The sequence below is a fragment of the Pedobacter sp. FW305-3-2-15-E-R2A2 genome (assembly GCF_038446955.1).
In the GTDB taxonomy this organism is placed as follows: Bacteria; Bacteroidota; Bacteroidia; order Sphingobacteriales; family Sphingobacteriaceae; genus Pedobacter.
Genome location: NZ_CP151803.1, coordinates 5,923,484 through 5,945,667, shown reverse-complemented (window position 1 = coordinate 5,945,667; position 22,184 = coordinate 5,923,484). Strand labels below are relative to the sequence as shown.

14 protein-coding genes are annotated in these 22,184 nt (G+C 42.1%); 3 read left to right on the top strand and 11 right to left on the bottom strand.

The window, feature by feature from the left end:
• Positions 1 to 44 precede the first annotated feature (44 nt).
• Both AAFF35_RS24015 and AAFF35_RS24010 read left to right on the top strand, forming a co-directional pair.
• Positions 45 to 3,191, top strand: coding sequence for a SusC/RagA family TonB-linked outer membrane protein (locus tag AAFF35_RS24015; protein WP_342329095.1), 3,147 nt, complete (start codon positions 45 to 47; stop codon positions 3,189 to 3,191).
• 25 nt (positions 3,192 to 3,216) lie between these two features.
• Positions 3,217 to 4,839: a RagB/SusD family nutrient uptake outer membrane protein gene (locus AAFF35_RS24010; protein ID WP_342329094.1), complete on the top strand. Its 1,623-nt coding sequence runs from the start codon at positions 3,217 to 3,219 to the stop codon at positions 4,837 to 4,839.
• A 77-nt stretch (positions 4,840 to 4,916) separates the two neighbouring features.
• Here the strand turns inward: AAFF35_RS24010 and AAFF35_RS24005 are convergent, their stop codons facing one another.
• From AAFF35_RS24005 to pyrR, 11 genes are all read right to left on the bottom strand, one after another.
• The gene (locus tag AAFF35_RS24005) at positions 4,917 to 8,309 is read right to left on the bottom strand and encodes a methylmalonyl-CoA mutase family protein (protein ID WP_342329093.1); all 3,393 of its coding nucleotides are present in this window, start codon (positions 8,307 to 8,309) and stop codon (positions 4,917 to 4,919) included.
• 148 nt (positions 8,310 to 8,457) lie between these two features.
• Positions 8,458 to 10,125, bottom strand: coding sequence for an alkaline phosphatase PafA (pafA, locus tag AAFF35_RS24000; RefSeq protein WP_342329092.1), 1,668 nt, complete (start codon positions 10,123 to 10,125; stop codon positions 8,458 to 8,460).
• A gap of 74 nt (positions 10,126 to 10,199) precedes the next feature.
• The gene (locus AAFF35_RS23995) at positions 10,200 to 11,486 is read right to left on the bottom strand and encodes a folylpolyglutamate synthase/dihydrofolate synthase family protein (RefSeq protein WP_342329091.1); all 1,287 of its coding nucleotides are present in this window, start codon (positions 11,484 to 11,486) and stop codon (positions 10,200 to 10,202) included.
• A 22-nt stretch (positions 11,487 to 11,508) separates the two neighbouring features.
• Positions 11,509 to 12,324, bottom strand: coding sequence for an energy transducer TonB (locus tag AAFF35_RS23990; RefSeq protein ID WP_074606850.1), 816 nt, complete (start codon positions 12,322 to 12,324; stop codon positions 11,509 to 11,511).
• Positions 12,324 to 12,725 (bottom strand): biopolymer transporter ExbD, encoded by a 402-nt coding sequence (locus AAFF35_RS23985; RefSeq protein ID WP_069378162.1) that lies wholly within the window; start codon positions 12,723 to 12,725, stop codon positions 12,324 to 12,326. Before AAFF35_RS23985 ends, AAFF35_RS23990 begins: the two co-directional genes overlap by 1 nt.
• Entirely contained in the window at positions 12,725 to 13,435 is a 711-nt protein-coding gene (locus AAFF35_RS23980; RefSeq protein ID WP_342329090.1) for a MotA/TolQ/ExbB proton channel family protein, read from the bottom strand. The genes AAFF35_RS23985 and AAFF35_RS23980 overlap by 1 nt, the downstream gene beginning before the upstream one ends.
• A 3-nt stretch (positions 13,436 to 13,438) precedes the next feature.
• On the bottom strand, positions 13,439 to 15,121 hold the full coding sequence (locus AAFF35_RS23975; RefSeq protein ID WP_342329089.1) for an SPOR domain-containing protein: 1,683 nt from the start codon (positions 15,119 to 15,121) through the stop codon (positions 13,439 to 13,441).
• A 54-nt stretch (positions 15,122 to 15,175) separates the two neighbouring features.
• The gene (locus AAFF35_RS23970; RefSeq protein WP_342329088.1) at positions 15,176 to 16,879 is read right to left on the bottom strand and encodes a TonB-dependent receptor; all 1,704 of its coding nucleotides are present in this window, start codon (positions 16,877 to 16,879) and stop codon (positions 15,176 to 15,178) included.
• A gap of 10 nt (positions 16,880 to 16,889) precedes the next feature.
• Complete coding sequence (locus AAFF35_RS23965; protein WP_342329087.1) at positions 16,890 to 19,907, bottom strand: tetratricopeptide repeat protein; 3,018 nt, start codon at positions 19,905 to 19,907, stop codon at positions 16,890 to 16,892.
• A 132-nt stretch (positions 19,908 to 20,039) separates the two neighbouring features.
• The gene (locus tag AAFF35_RS23960) at positions 20,040 to 20,972 is read right to left on the bottom strand and encodes an aspartate carbamoyltransferase catalytic subunit (RefSeq protein WP_074606842.1); all 933 of its coding nucleotides are present in this window, start codon (positions 20,970 to 20,972) and stop codon (positions 20,040 to 20,042) included.
• A gap of 1 nt (position 20,973) precedes the next feature.
• Positions 20,974 to 21,522 (bottom strand): bifunctional pyr operon transcriptional regulator/uracil phosphoribosyltransferase PyrR, encoded by a 549-nt coding sequence (gene pyrR / locus AAFF35_RS23955; protein WP_069378157.1) that lies wholly within the window; start codon positions 21,520 to 21,522, stop codon positions 20,974 to 20,976.
• A 211-nt stretch (positions 21,523 to 21,733) separates the two neighbouring features.
• Between pyrR and AAFF35_RS23950 the strand changes: the two genes are divergently transcribed.
• Positions 21,734 to 22,141, top strand: coding sequence for a DCC1-like thiol-disulfide oxidoreductase family protein (locus AAFF35_RS23950; RefSeq protein ID WP_342329086.1), 408 nt, complete (start codon positions 21,734 to 21,736; stop codon positions 22,139 to 22,141).
• The last annotated feature ends 43 nt before the right edge of the window (positions 22,142 to 22,184 follow it).

The window sequence follows — 22,184 nt, the reverse complement described above, 5'->3', positions numbered from 1 at the left end:
TAATTAATCAATCTAAAATTAACCTAATCATCCACTAAGTAACAATGAAAAAATCATTACTATTGACCGTAGTAATGCCCTGTCTTGCGCTGGGAGCTTTGGCTTCCAATGCAGATCATGGTGCATTAAGATTCCGATCCGTAACCGGGATCGAGTTTTCAAAAAAAGCAGAAGCTATTAACGGAACCGTACGAGATGCCAAAGGGCAGCCTCTGGCAGGTGTTAACATTTTGCTCAAAGGTACAAAGACTGGTGTTTCCGCAAATGGAAATGGTCAGTTTACGATACAAGCCAATATTGGCGATGTATTGGTCGTTAGCTATTTAGGATATACGACGAAAGAAGTCGTGATCAGTTCTAAACAATTAAATATTGTTCTTGAAGAGGATGCCCAGCAACTCGGCGAAGTCGTGGTAACCGCCCTCGGAATTAAGAAATCAGAAAAATCAATTACCTATTCCAGTCAGCAGTTAGCAGGATCTGAATTAACCAGAGCAAAAAGCGACAACCTGATGAACTCGCTGAATGGTAAAATAGCGGGCGTAACCATTTCACCCAGTGCTTCTGGTGTGGGCGGCTCTGCTAAAGTCGTCCTGAGAGGTAATAAATCAGCTGGTGGTAACAATCAGCCACTCTACGTGATCGATGGTGTGCCCATTTCAAATGGATCAAATGCCAACGGACAGCCTAATAATACCTTCGGATCCAATGTTGGACAAGGAGGAACGACCCCTGTTAGTGCGAGTCAGGATGGTGGTGACGGTATTTCTAACCTGAACCCGGATGACATCGAGAACATCACGGTATTAAAGGGTGCTTCCGCCTCGGCCTTATATGGTAGCCAGGCGCAGAATGGGGTGATCATGATCACCACTAAAAAAGGAAAAGCAGGGAAGCCGGTCGTTAACTATTCTTCTTCTTTTACCCTGGATAAGATTGCTTACAAACCAAAATTACAGGACAGTTATGGCGAAACAAAAGTCGGCGCAACAGATAGCTGGGGCGATAAATTAACAGATGCAACGGACAATGTATCTTCTTTTTATCAAACAGGAAGAAACTGGACAAATTCGATTAACCTTTCAGGAGGTACTGAAGCTGCACAATCTTATTTTTCTTATGCAAACACCGCATCGAGAGGAACAGAACCTACGAATGAGCTTTCGAGACATAACCTTAACTTCCGGGAAAGTGCTAAATTTTTTGACAACAAGTTAAGCGTCGATGGAAACATAAATTACATTTCGCAAACGATCAAAAACAGCCCTGGATTGGGATTGTATTTGAATCCATTAACCGGTTTGTATTTGTTTCCAAGAGGAAAAGACCTTTCTCCTTACAGAAGTCAGTTTGAATTGCCTGCAGTTCCGGGTGGAAATGGTGCGCCAACTCAAAACTGGCCTTTTAATGAAGATGTACAGCAAAATCCATGGTGGATTCTGAACCGTAACCTTAACGAATCTAAGAGAAACAGGATCTTGTTGAATGCCAGTGCAAAATATGATTTTACCAGTTGGTTAAATCTACAGGCACGTGGTAGTATCGACCGGACGAACGATAAGTATGAACAACGCCTTTATGCGGGAACACATCCGGTATTGGCAAAAAAGAATGGTCAGCTGCTCATGAGTGATCAGACCAACGAACAGAAATATGCAGATTTATTGCTTACTTTTTCTGTTCCCGGCGAGTCGAGTTTGAAAATAGACGGGGTCCTGGGAACGAGTATTACCGATTCAAAAACGGTAGGAACACGTACTGGTCCGGATGCCAGCAATAATTATACGGAACCAGGATTGACCATTCCTAATATCTTCCTGCCTGAAAACATTGCAACAGCTGCCGGCGGACCTCCGACACTGACTTTGCCAAATAACCACAGTCAGATTCAATCTGTATTTGCGAATGCGAATTTCTCTTATAAAAACTGGGCTTTTCTAACCCTTACCGGAAGAAATGACTGGTCATCAAATCTGGCCTTCACGCCAAATAAATCATATTTTTATCCTTCAGCAGGTTTATCCGTTATTTTGAATCAGGCGCTGACATTGCCAGAGGTGATCAGCTATGCTAAAATCAGAGGTACGTACGCACAGGTGGGAAATACAGTCCCTTCTTATGTGACCAGACCTCTAACGCATATGTTTATTGGTGGTGGTGTACTTTTGAATTCTGTTGCCCCCTTCCCTCAGTTGAAACCTGAAAAAACAAAATCCTTCGAGTTTGGTGCGGACCTCCGCTTTCTCAGCAACAGACTGAGCCTGAGCTTTACTTACTATAAGTCAAATACTTTGAATCAGTTTATTCAGGTCATTCCAGCTTATACCACCACGTTCTCTCTGGGATATGTGAATGCGGGTGATATTCAAAACTCTGGTATTGAATTTAACTTAGGATATGATGTGATCAAAAATGGCGACTTTAACTGGAACACTTCATTTAACGGATCGGCCAACAAGAATAAGGTCATCGATGTGGATTCGAAAGATGGAATAAACCGCTTTGTATTGACGCCTAACCGCAACAATACTTACGAATCCGTATTGAGTACAGGAGGTTCTTTCGGTGATATTCATGGCGTTACTTTCCAGCGTGATGCACAGGGTAGAATTTTAATTGGTAGTGGTGGCACGCCAATGGTGAATCCTGGATTTAATTACATCGGAAATCCTAACCCTAAATTTCAATTGGGTTGGAGCAATACTTTCGATTACAAAAGTTTCAGTCTGAGCTTCCTGGTGGACGGGAAATTTGGAGGTGAGGTTCTTTCTCTTACTGAGGCTTTATTGGATAAATATGGGGTGTCTAAAGCTTCCGGGGAAGCAAGAGACCGCGGTGCTGTAAATATCAATGGTGTGGATGCCGCTAATGGCACGCCAATCAGTAGTGTGGACCCTAAAAAATGGTTTACTACTGTGGGTGGACGTGATGGGATCACCGAAAATTACATTTATAGCGCAACGGCAATTCGTTTACGTGAAGTATCTCTTGGGTATAGCGTACCTATTACCAAAGGATTTGTGAAGAATTTAAGGCTTTCTTTAATCGGAAGGAACCTTTTATATATTCATAAGAAAGCGCCATTCGATCCGGAAGTTACCATGTCAACAGGTAACGGACTTTCTGGTGTAGACGTATTTAGTCAGCCGGCAACACGCAACATTGGTTTTAGCCTGAATGTTACCCTATAGATTATTCAATTTAAAAGAAAAAGCAATGAAAACACCTCATATATTAATGGTACATCATGGAGCTAAGTTCTGCCAGGCAGTCTTATGTTTCCTCCTGTTATTTTCGTTTAGCAGCTGTACAAAAGACTTTGAAAAATTCAATACTGACAATACCGGTTTTACTCCGGACCAATATCATATCGGCTTGGTTTATCCTGGGATTCAAAGTGCAATTTTTGGCCTGGAAGGCGATTACCAATTGACCCAAAACTTAAATGCAGATTGCTATGCAGGTTATATGATGTCTCCGAATCCTTTCAGGGGAAACATCAATAACTTAAATTATGATCTGGTGGATGGTTGGAACAGGCAGTCATTTATCGTTTCTTATACCAATTCATTATTTGCGATCAACTCGATCGCCCAGGCTGGAACGAGAACTAAACTTCCCGACTTTTGGGGAATTGCCCTGATTCTTAAGGTGGAGACCTTTAGCCGTTTAACAGATAAATTCGGCCCTATTGCTTATAGTAAGGCAGGAAGTTCTTTAATCGCAACTCCTTACGACAGTCAGCAGGAGCTATACAAACAGTTTTTTCTGGAATTAGATACGGCGGTTACTAACCTGAATACTTACGTAAAAGCTGCAGCTCAAAATTCGAGCATGGTGAAAAAACCGTTTGAGAAATTCGATCTGGTATACGGAGGAGATTATGAAAAATGGATTAGACTGGCAAATTCTTTAAGGTTGCGTTTGGCGATGCATATTGTAAAAGTTGATCCTGCTACTGCTCAGACACAAGGTCAGAAAGCCCTGGATCCTACTAACGGCGGATTATTGGCCACAAATGCAGATAATGCAGGTATTTCAGGCGGTGGATACCACAATCCTTTAAATGTTATTGCAACCAGCTGGACAGATATTTCCATGGGTGCTTCTTTAGAGTCTTACATGACAGGTTATAATGATCCAAGGTTACCTAAGTATGTAACACCTGCTACTGATGCACTTTTTAAAGGCCAGTATAAAGGAATCCGTATCGGATCGGCAGTAACCGCAAAGCCGGGTTATAACGGCTTCTCTACTTTAAATGGAGCTACTGCCTTTGGCTCAGCCTCACCAATGTGGATGATGACTACTGCTGAGGTTTATTTTCTAAAAGCAGAAGCGGCATTGCGTAACTGGGCTGGTGCAGGAGATGTAAAACTCAATTATGAAACCGGTATCCAGGCTTCCATGGACCAGTGGGGCGTATCAGCAGGTACTTATAAAGACGATGCAACGAGTTTGCCTAAAGCTTATGTGGATCCGCTAAATGCAGCAAATAATTCACCTGCTGTTTCTACGGTGACCATCAGTTGGGATGCTGCAGCTTCTAATGAACGTAAACTGGAGCGCATCATTACACAAAAATGGTTGGCCATGTTCCCGGAAGGACAGGAGGCATGGACAGAATTCCGTCGTACCGGATATCCTAAATTGTTTACCGTAGTAAACAACAATAGCAATGGGGCGGTAGATACCCAGATTCAGATCAGAAGACTGGCTTATCCGGCCAATGAATATTCTACGAATGGCGCAGAAGTTCAGAAAGCCGTTCAGTTATTGGGCGGACCGGATAATGGTGGAACGAGGCTATGGTGGGATGTGAATAAACCTAATTTTTAACAGGTCATATCCCTCATAAAAAAGGCTCCGTCATTGACGGAGCCTTTTTTATGAGGGTACCAGCTGTAAATACAGGCTTACATATTTCTTCTGTATTGTCCACCTACCTCATATAAAGCATTGGAGATTTGACCCAACGAACAAATCTTACCTACTTCCATGAGCTGTTCGAAGATGTTATCTCCGGCGATGGCAGACTTTTGTAATTTTCTAAGTGCAGCAGCAGTCTGATCGGCATTCCTGTCCTGGAAGGCTTTTAGTGTCGTAATCTGGTATTGTTTTTCTTCCTCCGTAGCACGGATCACCTCTCCGGGAACAATGGTTGGAGAACCATTCTTGTTCAGGAAGGTATTTACGCCTACAATAGGATATTCACCTGTATGTTTCAGGGTTTCATAGTACAGACTTTCTTCCTGGATTTTACCTCGTTGGTACATGGTTTCCATCGCGCCTAATACTCCACCTCTGTCATTGATCCGCTTGAATTCAAGTAATACAGCCTCTTCTACTAAATCGGTCAGGTCTTCGATAATAAAGGCACCCTGGAGTGGATTTTCATTCTTGGCCAAACCTAACTCCCTGTTAATGATCAGCTGGATGGCCATCGCCCTGCGTACAGATTCTTCTGTCGGTGTGGTGATCGCCTCATCATAAGCATTGGTATGCAGAGAGTTACAGTTATCGTAAATTGCATACAAAGCCTGCAAGGTAGTCCGGATATCATTAAAATCGATCTCCTGCGCATGTAAGGAACGACCAGAGGTCTGGATATGGTATTTTAGTTTTTGTGAACGGTCGTTTCCTTTGTATTTGTTCTTGATGGCTTTTGCCCAGATTCTTCTGGCAACACGGCCGATCACCGAATATTCCGGATCGATACCATTGGAGAAGAAAAAGGATAAGTTAGGGGCAAAATCATCGATATTCATTCCCCTGCTCAGGTAATACTCTACAAAAGTAAATCCGTTGCTCAGGGTAAAGGCGAGTTGTGAAATAGGATTGGCACCTGCTTCAGCAATATGATAACCTGAAATCGATACGGAGTAGAAGTTACGTACTTTTTCGGTGATGAAATAGTGCTGAATATCCCCCATCATCCGCAAGGCGAATTCTGTAGAAAAGATACAGGTATTTTGTGCCTGATCTTCCTTCAGGATATCTGCCTGAACAGTCCCCCTTACCGTACTGATCGCATAAGCCCTGATTTTGGCATAGACATCAGCTGGCAGCACCTGATCTCCGGTTACGCCAAGCAACATCAGGCCTAAGCCGTTATTACCCGCCGGAAGATCACCACTATAGCTTGGTCTCTCTACTCCTTTGTCTTTATAAAACGCGGCTATTTTAGCTTCTGTTTCTTCCTGAAGCTCATGTTCAATAATGTATTTTTCACATTGCTGATCGATGGCTGCATTCATAAAGAAGCTCAGTAGCATCGGCGCAGGGCCGTTGATGGTCATCGACACTGAAGTAGAAGGCGCACAGAGGTCAAAGCCAGAGTATAATTTCTTGGCGTCGTCTATGGTGGCAATGCTTACTCCTGAGTTTCCTATTTTACCGTAAATATCCGGTCTGATGTGTGGATCTTCACCATATAAGGTGACCGAGTCAAACGCGGTAGATAGACGATGTGCAGGCTGGCCTAAAGACACATAATGAAATCTTTTATTCGTCCTTTCCGGACCACCCTCACCAGCGAACATCCGGGTTGGATCTTCTCCATCACGTTTTAGCGGGAAAACTCCTGCAGCGTAAGGGAATTCTCCAGGAACATTCTCTGTCAATAACCAACGCAGGATATCCCCCCAGTCTTCATAACGGGGAAGGGATACTTTAGGGATTTGAAGTTTGGATAAGGACTCATAGAACAAAGGTTGTTTGATCTCTTTGTCCCTTACCTTATACACAAAAAACTCCTGTTTGTATTTGAGCTTTGTGTCCGGCCATTGGCGCAATAATCTCCTGCATTCTCCGTCCAGTTGTTCTTCCAGGTGCTGATAGATGTCCTGCAATGCGTTTCCGATATTTTCGGTTGCCGGAATGTCCTTAATCAACTTTTGTTCTTTTGACAGCTGGATCACGCCCTGAAGCTGATATAATTTCCTGGCAATGGTGCTTTGTTTTTCTACCCATTCGTTGTAGGTCTGACTCGCTTCGGCAATCTCTGCGAGATACCTTGTCCGGTCTGGCGGAATGATATAGATCTTTTCCGACTGCTCTGAAGTCAGCTCCATTTGCGCATTGAAATCCACCTTGGTTTTCTCTTTGATCTTGTCCATCAGGGCCGTAAAGAGGTTGTTCATGCCAGGGTCGTTGAACTGGGAAGCCATGGTTCCAAAGACAGGAATGGTATCGTCCTTGGCGTCAAAAAGATTGTGGTTGCGTTTGTATTGCTTGCGAACGTCACGTAGCGCATCCAAAGCACCACGTTTGTCAAATTTATTGATGGCTACCAGATCAGCAAAATCAAGCATGTCGATTTTTTCCAACTGTGTTGCCGCTCCAAATTCAGGAGTCATGACATATAGGGAAACATCACAATGTTCGGTGATTTCTGTGTCCGACTGGCCTATTCCGGAAGTTTCCACAATGATCAGGTCGTAACCAGCAGCTTTACAGATGTCAATGCTTTCCTGAACATTTTTAGACAGCGCCAGATTGGCTTGTCTGGTGGCCAGGGAACGCATATAGATCCTTGGGTTATTAATGGCATTCATGCGGATCCTATCGCCCAGTAAAGCACCTCCTGTTTTACGTTTGGAGGGGTCTACAGAGATGATGGCCATGGTTTTATCTTTTACTTCTATCAGGAAGCGTCTTACGAGTTCATCGACCAGGGAAGATTTACCCGAGCCGCCTGTGCCTGTGATTCCAAGTACCGGAGCCTGGCTTTTGAGGGTGAGTTTCTTGAGTTCATCTACAAATGCCTGTGCGCCTTCCGGATCATTTTCTGCCACCGTAATGGCGGAAGCAATGCTCTTTACATTCTTTTGAGGAATGGTTTTAAGCTCTCCGTTAAGCGTGGTTGTCGTGATGTAATCCGTTTGTTCCAGCATGTTATTGATCATGCCTTGTAAACCCATTTTACGTCCGTCATCAGGAGAATAGATTCTGGTGATGCCATATTCCTGTAATTCTGCGATTTCGGAAGGGAGGATCACTCCGCCACCGCCACCAAAGATTTTAATATGGGAAGCACCACGTTCCTGTAACAGGTCGTACATGTATTTAAAATATTCAATATGGCCACCCTGGTAAGAAGTCATGGCAATGCCTTGTACATCTTCCTGAATGGCACAATTTACCACCTCGTCTACAGAACGGTTATGCCCCAGGTGTATCACCTCAGCTCCTGAAGACTGAAGAATCCGACGCATGATATTGATCGTGGCATCGTGTCCGTCAAATAGGGCTGCAGCGGTAACAAAACGTATTTTATGTTTGGGCTTATAGATTTCAATTTTCTCCATAGGATGGTTTTATAATTGGTAGGTAAAGGTAACAAAAACTGAGCGTAGGGTGGTTAAAATAGCCAAATCAATACAATTGCATGATGCATAAAAAAAGCTCCCCTGAATCTTGTTCAGAGGAGCTTTTCTTTCTTTCTTTTGAATTGATTTACTGATGGGTAAGCTCCGTGATCGGCTCTCCGACACAGCCGCTTGGCATCTGTATGTGTAACATCGCCGCTAAAGTGGCTGCGATATCAGTCATATAATGTGTTTTATTGGTCTTTCCTGGTTTTACATTCCATCCCATGAATACACAAGGAATATGGGAATCGTAAGGATTCCATGAACCATGAGTAGTACCTGTTTTGCTGCTGCTATCGAAATAGTTGGGTTGAAGGATAAAATAGATATCTCCGCTTCTTTTGGCATTGTATCCATTGGTGATCCTTGTTTTGATCGGCTCAGGCAGCGTACTTGCACCAACTTTATTCAGGTCTACTGCATTTACAAAACCATTTTGAGTTTTTAGGAATTCAATGCTGAAAGCTTTAACCGCATCAAAATCAAGTTTTGCCTGCTCTATATTTTTATGATTAAAATAGATCTGGTTGTTCATGGATTTGATGATCGCTTGTTTGATGCCAAACTGAGCTTCCAGGCGGGTATTCAGCTCCTTTACCACCGGGCTGTCGTCAATTGTTCCACCAGGTAATTTGTTCTCCGCCATGAATCCCGGTACATGTGCTGCACCATGATCTGCGGATAAAAAGAACAGGTAATTTCCTTTACCTACTTTGCTGTCCAGGTAGTCGAAAAACTCCGCCAGGTCTTTGTCTAATCTAAGGTAAGTATCTTCTGCTTCAATAGAGTTCGGACCATACATATGACCTACGTAATCTGTAGAAGAGCAACTTACTGCAAGAAAATCGGTGATGTTATCCTTACCCAGGTCTTCAGAAAGGATGGCCAGTTTAGCCAGGTCTAAAGTCATGGTATTTCCGTAAGGCGTGCTTTTGATCATCTCAAAATTCTTTCCTGCATATAGTTTTAACGGATGCGGGAAAACAGGGCTTTGTTCGCCTCTTGCTTTTCCTTCATAAGGCTTGTCATCTGCTGTACTTTGAGTATAAGTTTCGATCGGGTAAAGTGTAGGCCAGTTTTTCTCATAAAACTTGTTTACCAGTTTGATTTTATTGTAATCTTCTACCCATGCAGGAAGTTTAGTCATGTAAAAAGTACTCGTGATCCAGTCGCCGGTTTGCCCATCGAACCAGTAAGCCGCATTGGCTGAATGTCCGGCAGGAAGGATAGATCCGCGATCTTTCAGGGAGATTCCGATTACTTTACCCTGGAAATTAGTCGCCAGACGAAGTTCATCCGTAATGGTGGTGGTCAACATGTTTTTTGGCGACATTACACCCGCCATTGTTGTACTTCCCACACTGGTTACCGAAGTATCTTCCGCGCAATATACATTACGGCCTAACTGAGGATCATACCAGTCGTTACCGATAATTCCATTGATAGCCGGAACAGAGCCGGTATAGATACTGGCATGTCCGCAAGCGGTATAAGTAGGGGTATAAGGAATAAAAGTATTTTCGGCAGAGAAGCCTTCATTGATGAGTCTTTTAAAGCCTCCTGAGCCATATCTGCTGTAATAACGGTAAAGGTAATCCCATCTCATTTGATCGATGACCATACCAACTACCAGTTTGGGTCTGTTGATGGAAGCAGGGAAGTCTTTTTTTGCAACGGCAGCTGTCTTTTTTTGTGCCATAGATACACTACAGGTAACAAGTAGTGCAGAAAATAACAGGTAAATTCTTTTCATTGAGTTGTGTGTATTAAGAATTTTTAAAGGTAGTTAATCCATGTAATTAATGAATTGACTCTAATGTAAAGATTTTATAGGACTTCTGCCACGACAAAGGTACTGCCACCTACAAAGACCATGTCATTGGAATCGGCATTGTCTTTTGCGGCATGAAAAGCGAATTGAACCGTTGGAAATACATCTCCAATCAGTCCGTGTTGCTTTGCTTGCTCTGCCAGTTCAGCAGCCGGGAGCGCCCTTTCCAGTTCAGGCTGACAAAAATAATAATGCGCATCCTTTGGAAGTAACTTTAATACGCCACTGATGTCTTTGTCTTTCACCATTCCGATAACGATGTGCAGCTGATCGTGAGGAGTATCGTTGATGTTCTGTACCACTTCCGTGATTCCCCCGATATTATGCCCGGTATCACAGATGATCAATGGGTTTTCTCCCAGCGTTTGCCATCTGCCTTGCAGGCCGGTTAGTCCTTTCACATCTTTTAAAGCAGTGTACAATGCTTCGTTATCGATCTGATAACCCTTTTCTTTTAGCATTTGTATGGACTGAATCACCGTCAGGATATTTTTCCTTTGATAAGATCCGTTTAGGTCCAGTTCCAGATGTTGATATAGAGGAGTGTTTCCGGAGAAGACGTCTGCATTCAGGTATTTCTCCTTTTTAACAAGATTCGTAATGTGCAGTTCCTGATCTGCAAAAGTAATCTGGCTATTGGTTTCCGCTGCTTTTTCAATAAATACTGCTTTGGTCTCTTCCTGTTGTTCTCCGATCACCACCGGAATTCCAGGTTTGATAATCCCTGCTTTTTCCTTCGCAATTTCGGGTAGGGTAGTACCCAGGATATTGGTATGATCCAGGCTGATATTGGTAAGCACCGAAAGCTCTGGTGTAATGATATTCGTAGAATCTAATCTTCCACCCAAACCAACTTCGATGATCGCAATGTCTACCTGCTCTTCCGCAAAATAGGAGAAGGCCATGGCAACAGTTACCTCAAAAAATGAAGGATTGATTTCTTCCATGATGTCTTGTTGCGCTGCGACAAAATCAGTGACGAAATCTTCTGTGATCATTTCTCCATTGATCCGGATGCGTTCTCTGAAATCTTTAAGATGGGGGGAAGTATACAGTCCGGTTTTATACCCTGCCTGCTGCAGGATGGCGGCAAGCATGTGTGAGGTGGAACCTTTACCATTGGTTCCACCGACATGTATGGTTTTGAATTTATGCTGAGGGTTTCCCAGTTTCTCGCACATGGCGATGGTGTTGTGCAGGTCTTTTTTGAAGGCTACGGCTCCAACACGGGTAAACATAGGTAGTTTACCGTACAGATAATCCAGAGTTTGTTTATAGTTCATTTTGGAGTTCCAAAAAGAGGTGTTATTTCACTTTAAAGTTGAATACGACCACTCCGATTTGAACATCAGGGGCAGATTCAGATTGGGTCAGACGTGCACCCATTACGGCTTCTTTACATTTTTGCCATAGCTCTCTGTCGTTCAGGGTAGTCCCTTTAACTCCCGGAGTCGCGTCTATTACAATACCACTTTTATTGATCTTTATCCTTACGGCGATTTTTCCGGTCTTTTGCCCATCATCCTGAGGAGTGACCAGGTTTGTAAACTTTCTCAGTGCAATTGGGGTTTCGCCAAATCCGGAGCCACCTTCGCCATAATTATTGGCCAATGGATCCCCATCTTTGTCGCCCTGATTTCCCGGGGTAGTCCCTGTTCCATCGCCGCCACCTGTCCCCTTATTGGCTTTGCCTTTATACAAAGCATTTTGATTGATGACAGGTTTTGCCGGCTTAGTCTCTGTAGTTGCCGTAGGCGCAGTGTTTTTATTGCTGCTTTTGGTGTTTACACTAACGGCTTCTTCTGTACTTTGGGTAACGATCTCTTTGGTACTGTTCTGATTGGTTGGTGTCTCTTTGGTTGGTTCTTTTGGAACCACCTTATCCGGTGGTTTATTGTTGGCATTCGGATCTGCAGAAGGTTCTTCTATACTGGTATAGTCTGTTCCCATTCCGGTGACCGATGTACCATAATTGACCACAATCCCTCCCATACCTGCCTCTACCGGAGGCTGGAATGTTCCTATCGCGATGAAGAAACTCAAGGCGATGAGGAAAATCATAATACCAGTAGAGATGGCTACTGCTTTAGGATAATTGTTTTCTTCCTTAGGGTACATCATTATTTCTTAGGTTCTACAGCGAGTACAACTTTCAGTTTTAATTTGTTGGCGATATCAAATACAAGCATGGTATTTTCGATGGAAACTCCTCTGGCTACGTAAAGTACGATGGTCAGATCCGGCGATGCTTTCTGATAAGTCTCAATTGCAGCCTGGATATTCTCCAGCGTTGTAGGTTGTTTGTCTACAAAATAATTCAGCTTTTCGTCTATAGATACTGTAACGGTTTTCTGAGCCGAAGATTGTTGTCCTGACTCTGATCTGGGTAACAACAGTTTCACGACTTGCGGATTAACTACAGCAGATGCCAATAGAAAAAACAGCAGGAGGAAGAACATGATGTCGTTCAATGCAGAAGTATGAACCTCTACAGTTCCCTTATTTCTTTTGCGTAGATTCATTATTTACCTGGCTCCTCTAATAGATCAATAAACTCAATAGCATCAGTTTCCATTCTTAGTATGATGCGCTCTACCATCATATTCAAGATATGATATAATACATAAGCGATAATACCGATGATCAGACCTGTAGCGGAAGTGATCATTTTAGTATATAAACCTCCGGATATTGTTCCAATCTCAATAGCACCTTTGATAGACACATCATGGAAAATGGTAATTACCCCAATAATGGTACCAACGAAACCAAGCATGGGTGCAATACCGGCAATAATACCCAGTACACCAATGTTTTTCTCCAGTTTGGATACTTCCAGTTTTCCATTGTTTTCAATTGCAGCTTCAATATCTTTAATCGGACGGCCAATACGTTTTAGCCCTTTTTCCAACATTCTGGCTAAAGGAGAGTTGTTGTTCTTGCATAAAGCAATCGCATTGTCCAACCGGCCGTCATGGATATATTGTTTAATCTGAAGCATCAGGTTAGATTCTGTTTTAGAAGCTTTTCTGATGGTCAGGTACCTTTCAACAAAAATGACTAATCCTAAAAAAGCAAGGAAAGCCAGGGGAAGCATTACCCATCCACCCTTTAACAGCAGGTCGATAAAGTGTAATTCCGGTGGTGCTGCAGCGAGGGCTTGTGTGGCGTTGTTGGCGGTATCAGCAAGTTGTTTCAGGCTATCAGTAGCACCCTGTATTAATGCGATCATAATTTATAATGGTTTATTTGTGTGTATGTATGTGTCTTTAATACCTAACTTCTTTTCCAATTTTGGTCTTTCCTGATGAGCGGTGTTGTAGTCTTTAAACGAGCCAATACTGAGCTTTATTATTTTCCTGCCATTGGTAGGAGGGATGGCTTTCGCGGTAATTCCCAAAGATTTCATATTGGCAATAAAGCGTTCGGCTTCCCTCTGGCTGGTTACCGAAGAACCTATCACCTCGTAGGTTGTTCCGGTTTCTACTGCAGGAGGGGTTGTTGCAATGGGTTTTTGGGTAATGGGTACGGTTGTTTCGGGTTTTGGAACCACTGGTTTTGCAGCAGCCGGTTTTGTGACGTTTGAACTGTCTTTTTTAGTGGTATCCTTTACTGGAAGTGCTTGCGCTGAATTTCTTTTCAGGCTGTCCGCTTTTGCCAGAGAATCTGCTGTTAATTTAGCATCCTGAACGCTTGGGCTCGTTTCTACAGGCAAGACCGTTGAGTTCTGCCCTCTTTTCAGAATGGGATCAAAAAGGTCAGGACGAATGAAGTAAGCAGCAGCAAGTCCGATCAGGATCAGCAACAGTGCAATCAGGATTTTTAAATAAACAGGTGTTTTAGCTTGGTCTGAATATTCTCCATCGGAATTGTAGAATGTTGTTTCTGTGAGCTGTTCTCTTTCTATTGGCTGTTCCTGTACCGGTGCTGGACGGGGCTCATAAACGGCCCTGTTAGCTTGCGCATAAGTATCGTTGATGCTTGTTGGAACAACGGTTTCAATTACAGGTTGATCTACTGGTTTTTTAGGAAGTTCAACTTCTGCGATTTCTTCATAGACAGGTTGTTCATCAGCGACAACTAAAGGTTGAATTTCTTCTTCGACCTCGTATACTTCTGCTACCGGAAGCTCTTCTGTCAGGGTTTCTTCTGCCGGGATTTCTGTTTTAGGCAGGTCTTCAGCCTCTGCTGCATCAACGGGTGTTTCTTCAGGATGCGTTGCAGGCGGGACAGGTTGTTCTTCTTCTTCCTGAGCTGGTATTTCTTCTATTGCAGGAACTTCGGTTGCAGCGGCCTCGTCCACACGCTCAGAAAGCTCTTGTTGTTCTGCAGGATTAAGGGAAGCGATTTCTTCTTCTCTAAGATCTGCATTGCTGTTTTCCAGTTCCAACTGTTCTTCGGTAACCTGATGTACAGCTGGATCCTCCGTAAGGGATTCTTCTTCTGGCTGAAGATCTGCGATCACGGGCGCTGCAGAATAAGGCAGGATTTCTTCTGGTTCTGCCACTACATCGGCGGCTTCTTTGACTGGCGGTAAACCGTAAAAATCAAAACCGAAGTTTTGATCATTTACAGGTTTAAAGCTTAAGGTGTCCGGAGTGCCATATAAAGTACCCAGGGGATAGAAACTGGCCTCTTCATGCTCCTCTAATTGTTTCTTTATTTCGTCCGAAAACTGATCCACATAATACGTGGCTGCATCCGGGGATATATTTCTTTTTTTACAGATATGGTCAATTAACAGTGTTTGCGCTCTTAATTCAGAACTGAAATCCAGTACATAGCTTGGCGGTAGAAACGAATGCGTCTCCGCATCATACCTTCCTGGTGATTTCTTTTTATAGATCGTTCCAAGTCCGGGGATCCCAACCTCTTTACGGGTTTTAATAAGCTCTGTAAGATACGCTAGCATGTCCATTCTGGTAAAATTAAATTTTAATTCTATATCAACCAATTAATAATTGAAAACCGCTTAGAAGGAGTAAGTTAGACCTCCGAAAATATTGGTTCCAATCGTTGGATAATACAGGTACCTGCTGTAAGAGGTATTCAACAGATTGTTTGCTCTTGCAAAAGCAGAGAATTTGTTGTTGATTTTATAGCTGGCACCCACACCAAGGTCTACAAAAGCTTTCACACTTTGTACGGTTTCGATAGAATGATCTGGAATCAGATAGGGACTAGCTGGTGCAGCAGTGTAAACTTTTGCTTTGCTGGCATCCTGAATGGCTACAGATGCATTTAATCCAATCTTATCCGTGATGTTAAATAATAAATCTGAGCTGATTCTCATTTGTGGTTTAAACCAGCTTTCAGTTTCCTGAGCAGGTTTATAGTCTTCAAAGTTCAGTTTTCCAGTCCATTTCAGGGAATTACTTACCTGTACCGAAATCTCACCTTCAAGACCGGTCATTGTTGTTGTTCCGAAATCATAGATCACATCAAAACGGGTAGGGTTTGCAAAGTTGTTTACGAAAAGTGGCATATCAGAAATTTTCTTGTGGTAAACTCTCGCTTTGTAACCAAAGCCCGGACCACCGGTTCCTTTAATACCTGCGCTGAATCCTAATTTCTCTACTGAATTTCTGATTTGAATATTCGAGTTCAGGAAGGGATTTTCATCGGTAAATTGTTTCAAAGAGTTGCGGTTCACATCACCTTTTACTTCAGCAAACAATTGCAGGTAGTCTGGGATTAAGGTCAGGTCTGCAGTAATTGCAGGGAAGATTCTGCTTTTTGAAAAAGCACCGAATTCCTGTACGAAATTAATACCTGCATTGATCTTCACCCCATTAGCCTGCAGCCTGATGTATGGGTTTAATTTTAATACATTATTTCCAACACTTACCAGGGCATCTTTGGTATTTCCAAATTCTGCAGAAGCGGCAAGACCTAAGTTAAAGCTGCTGATTCTTTTGTTCACATATCCGTTCAGAACAATAGAGTTTTCTTTTGCCGCATACTTATCATTCCATAAGTATCCGTTTAATTTTACAGCGTAGCTGAGTGCATCAGGATCGTCTGTATACTTATTTACGATTTCTCCTTCTGCCTCAATAAAGCTTAGTGTTTGTCTGTCCGGATTCAGGTTAAGTTCTGGTTTCGCCGGGTTAAAGCCATAAAAGAACAAACCGTTTCTCTGGTAATTCACGCGGCCACTCATGGTCACCTGATCACCAATGCTTCTTCCAAATACACTCAATTGCTGTTGATTCACTTCTTGTCCGGCAAGTTTTCCTTTTTGTCCGAAATGTTTAAAGAAGGCACCTGCCTGTAAGGCTTCATCTCTGCCCAGGTTGATGTAGGCTTCTCCTAAGATCGTGGTACGGATTCCAAAACCACCTTTCACATAATTGTTGATCAATTCTGTTTCTCTTTCCTTTGCAACTTGTTCTGCCTGTAATTTATTGATATCTGAATTCAATTCCAGCTTCCTGTCGGTCAGGCTATAATTGAATTTTGCTTTATAGGTTTTTACCGTATTCAGATCCGGGCTCCTTCTCAGTTTTACGGCTTCTGCCAAAACTGGTTTATAAGGCCTTACGACTTCAATCTCTTCTGTTACGGCTTTCTCTTCAGTTTTCTTTTCATTAGTCTTGGTATCCTGTGCCAATGTGCTCAGCGTTCCAGCAGTAATAAAAAATAGGGTGGTATATATTAATTTCGTCAATCTCATCGTGCTTGTCTTATTTAATTTTTTGTAATTTTTCCTTAGCAGTCTGGACGATATCGTCCTTGCCATCATAATTGTCTATAAGGCTAAGGAGCGTGCTTTTAGCTTGTAGATTGTCTTTTAATGCAACGTAGTTATCTGCTAACAGAATGAAAGATTTAGCCACCCAATAATCATAAGATGATAAGTTATTGATCAGGTCAAAACAGGTTTTTGTAGAAGTTTTATATTCTCTTTTTGCATATTGAATTGCAGCGATGTTATATTTTGCTTCTGCGGCCGCAAGCGTTTTTGTTTTCTCCACCACCATGTTAAATGACTTCACAGCAAGGGTTGTATCTGCTTTTGCTAAATAGGCCTTTCCTGCATACAGTTCGGAGCTGCTTTTTTCTTCCTGTGAAGATTTGTCAGACTCTTTGATCAATGCCACATATTTAATGACATCATCAGGCATGTTTAAAGCGCTGTAAGCTTTCAACAGGTTATTGATGGCATAAGTATAGTGCACTTTATAATCTGCCGTTGTTTCCAGTCTTTTCAGGTATACGATGGCTTCATTATATTTTTTCTGATCCAGGAATAACTTGGAGATAGAAACTAAGGAACGTTCGGTATAATCACTGGTCCAGTCATTTAAGATGAACTCATAATCAGGAATCGCCTCATCCGGTCTTCCTAATTTCACCAATGACTCTGCTCTGATGAACTTAGCTTCTTTGGTATGAATGGCTTTAGGGAATTTATCAAAATAAGCATTGATGGCTTCGAAAGCTCCTTTGGCATCGCCTTTCAGGTAACGGTTATTTGCAGCGGTAAAGATGATGTTATCTTGTTCAGCCAGAGAGAAATCTCCGATCGGTGTGGTCTTTGCATAGCTGATAAAGCCTTCTGAATCTCCTTTATCTACGTAAATGTTCTTGATGGATTCCAAAGCCTGTTTGGCCTCTTCAGTACTTCCGTAATCGGCAATTACTTTTTTGAAGGTCTCTGCAGCGGCATCATCCTGATCCTGGTTGTATTGAACCAATCCGATCGTCACCAAGGCACGCGGCACATAACTACTGCGTGGATATTGGCTGATCAGGGAAGTCAAATCTGTTTTTGATTTGTCCAGATCTCCTTTATTGAAATAGGTATAGGCAGTTTCAAATCCGGCGTCATCGGCATAGTTAGAGTTGGGGAACTGCTTTAACAAACTCTGCATCGTATTGATCTTTGCATCGTTTTGGTTTTCAAGTCCCTGGATCATCCCACGTTGGAAAAGGGCATAATCTTCTCCGGTAGATTTTGAAGCAATAATTTTGTTATAATTCTCTAAGGCATTGCCATAGCTTTTATTTACAAAATAGGAATCCGCTAACCTGATGGTCGCATCGGTTACCGTTTTCTGATCTTTATCATTTCCTTTCAGGAAGCGTTCAAAATAGGTTGCTGCTTTTCCATAACGCTCATCTTCGAAAGCTGCATAAGCCAAAGCATAATTGGCGAAATTGTAAACTTCGGTTTTATCTGCACCCGGCATGTCGAGGAACAGTTCGAAGTTTTTCACTGCCTCTCCGAATTTTCTCAGTTCATAACTGGCTTCGGCTTTCCAGTAAGTACTTAAAGCATGGATTTCTTTGTCTTCAGGGAATTTTTCTGAGCGTAAGAACATCGATAATGCATTAGGGAAGGCCCTTTCATTATAGAACTCAAGTCCTCTGAAATAGGTTACTTTCTGGTAAGCTTCTTTTGCTTCCGGCGATTTATCAGGAATAGGCTCCAGAATGTCTATTGCTGCCTGGTAGTTTTTACTCGTTAACAGAATTTCCCCCAATAAGGTTTTAGCTTCATTGGCTTTCCTTGATTTCGGGAATTGCTTTAAGAAGTTCTGGGTAGATTCTAAGGCCTGCTGATTGAAATCCAGCTCATAACTTAATCTTGCATAGTTGATCCATGCTTCTTCCTGTATGAATTTATCAAAGTCAAGTCTTGAAGACCTGAAGAAGGCACTGCGTGCTTTTTCTTTGTTTTTCAATTGAATGAAAGAGCGACCCAGCGTATACATCCCGCTTTGCAGGTATACATCATCCGTGTCTAGTTTTTCCAGAATCGCTACAGATTCCTGGTATCTTTTCAAATGAAATAAGGAATATCCATACTGATAGATAAACAGGTTGTTTTTTACCTCTGATTTGTCTTTTGCATAATATTCACTGAAATATTTCTCTGCATTGGTGAAATCAGATTTGGCAAAATAAGAGGCTGCGATTAAGCTCAGCATTTCTGCTTCATACTGTTGCTTCGATGTTTTTAAAATGGGAATAGCGTAGGAAATTACATCATCGTAACGCTCATCTAAGTAATACATCGAAGTGATGTAATAAGGATAACTTGCTTCGTATGTTGGCGAGCCTTTTAATTTTTCAAAATTCGCCAATGCTGTTTTATACTCCTTGTTCAGGTAATTGATGTACGCAAAATAGTAAGTTGCGCTTTCCTGATATTGGGATTTTTCTTTTTTTACGATCTCAAAAAGAGGCTCTGCTTTCTCAGTGTTTTTCAACATGAAATAAGCATAACCTTGTTTGAACTGATATTCTAAACGTTGTTTTCCGGAAAGGGTAGAAGGGTCTGTTTTTTCAAACCAATCCAATGCTTTCTGATAGTTTTCCTGAGCAAAATAGGATTTACCGACATGGAAATAGGCCAGTTTGGTATTTGCATTCAGGGGGTAATCTTTGATAAAGTTCTGGAACAGGCTTTCCGCATCATTATTTCCAAGCTCCAGTGCACAAACGGCAGCATAAAACTTTGCATTTTCTTTAAGAAGGGATAGTTCTGAGTTACTTTCCTGTTGCGCACCCGGCTTTTGTCTGGCTTGTTCTACCAACCTAAATTGTTGTGCTGCTGCGATGTACTTTTCATTGTCCAGTAACTCCAGACCGGTTCGGTAATTCTGATTTAAATTGACTAGTATGCTGGACTGCGCATAACTAGACGTAAAGCTACCTGCTAATAATAGCGGAATAAAAAGGTATTTTTTCTGCATCTGGTTTCAAATATGGTTGGTACTAATATAAAAATAGTATTATGTCTTATTAACATAAGAAATTAACAACTGTTGATAACACTGGTTTAACGAAAAGAAAACGAGATTGGTATAAAAAACTTTTTAGAGATGTTAATCTCTTTGAGAAGCCAATAGGTAAAGCACAGCCATCCTTACAGCTACTCCATTTTCTACCTGTTCAAGGATGATGGATTGTTTGCTGTCGGCAACATCACTGGTGATCTCCACACCACGGTTAATCGGGCCTGGGTGCATTACAATGATCTCCTTATCTAAATTGTCCAGGATTTGCTTGTTTAAGCCGTACATCATGGCGTATTCCCTCAGGGAAGGGAAATATTTGATATCTTGTCTTTCCAGCTGGATGCGCAGCATATTGGCCACATCACACCAGTTTAAAGCTTTAATCAGGTTGTGTTCTACCTTTACACCCAAACTTTCGATGTGTTTAGGAATCAAGGTTGTAGGGCCGCATACCATCACTTCTGCACCCAGTTTTTGCAGGCATAGAATGTTGGATATCGCTACCCTGGAGTGTAAAATATCACCTACAATCACCACTTTTTTACCAGCTACATCACCCAGTTTCTGGCGGATAGAGAAGGCATCTAAAAGGGCTTGTGTGGGGTGTTCATGTGCGCCGTCTCCAGCGTTTACGATCTGTGCATTAATGTGTTTGCTCAGGAACTGACCTGCTCCTGCATAGGGGTGTCTCATGACTACCATATCCACCTTCATGGCGAGGATATTGTTTACCGTGTCAATCAGGGTTTCTCCCTTACTCACTGAAGAGGAAGAAGCTGCAAAATTGATCGTATCTGCAGAAAGTCTCTTTTCTGCCAGCTCAAAAGAAAGCTTGGTACGGGTAGAATTTTCAAAGAAGATATTGGCAATCGTGATGTCTCTCAGGGAAGGCACTTTTTTAATCGGCCTGTTGATCACATCTTTAAAATTATCTGCAGTTTCTAAGATCAATTCGATATCATTTCGGTTAATATCTTTGATACCTAAAAGATGTCGGGTCGATAATTTGTCTGCTGCCATGTTATTTATTGCTTTCTGATATTAAGATTACTTTGTCTTCTCCTTCTGTTTCTTTCCAGCTCACCCTTACCTGTTGTGAGTTTAAGCTGTCTACCTGCTGGCCGATATAATCGGGCTCAATAGGCAGATGTCTTGAAAAACGCCTGTCAATCAAGACCATCAACTCTACTCTTTCCGGGCGTCCGTAAGCCAGTAATGCATCCATCGCGGCGCGTATCGTGCGTCCGGTCCAGAGTACATCATCAATCAGGATTACGTTCTTTCCTTCGATAATAAAATCTATGGTGTTGCTATTTGCAGAAACAATTCCGTCCTTCCTTCTGAAGTCGTCCCGGAAAAAGGTAATGTCTAAATTGCCTTTCTTGATGGTACTTTTCTTAAGGATTTGGGAGAGTTCGGTCTGTACTCTATCGGCAAAGTAGCTGCCTCTTGGCTGAATGCCAATTAAAACAGTATTTGAAAAATCGGTATGGTTCTCAATTAATTGATGACAAAGTCTCTTAATTGTGATCTGGAATTTTTGACCGTCTAGCAGGGTTCTCTTTTGCATTGACTAAAGGATTGGCCAAATATAGGAAAATGTTTCAATTCTGTAAAGTTGAATGTGGATTTATTCCGTCTGATTTCCGAATTACATTGATTTTAAAAGAGATAAAACTTTTAAGTGTCTTATTTATAAAACTATAGATGGAAGCTCTGGATTTAAAAAATTATATTTGTATAAATCCGATATCGGGGACTATTAAGAGGAAAACAATCAAATGAATGAAGATCGGGATCACGCGGTGATTTTTTTTGATGGGGTCTGCAATCTGTGTAATCATTCAGTGCAGTTCATCATTAAGAGAGACCATAAAGATTACTTCCGTTTTGCAGCTTTGCAAAGTGACATCGCAAGGCAAAGGTTGTCGGACTTTGATTTCAATGCGGAAGATTTGAAAACGATCATGCTTTTGGAAGATGGTAAGGTTTACCTTCGTTCTACTGCGGCACTTCGCATTGCGAGAAAGCTGAGTGGAGGCTGGTCTCTTTGGTATGGATTTATCATCATTCCCTCATTTATCAGGGATTTCATCTACAAACTTGTTGCGAATAACAGGTACCGGATATGGGGGAAGACAGAGAGTTGTATGGTTCCTTCTCCCGATCTCAAAGCGAAATTCCTGTAATTATTCAGGGATATAGGTGGAGAGCAGCGCAAAAGGCTATGGC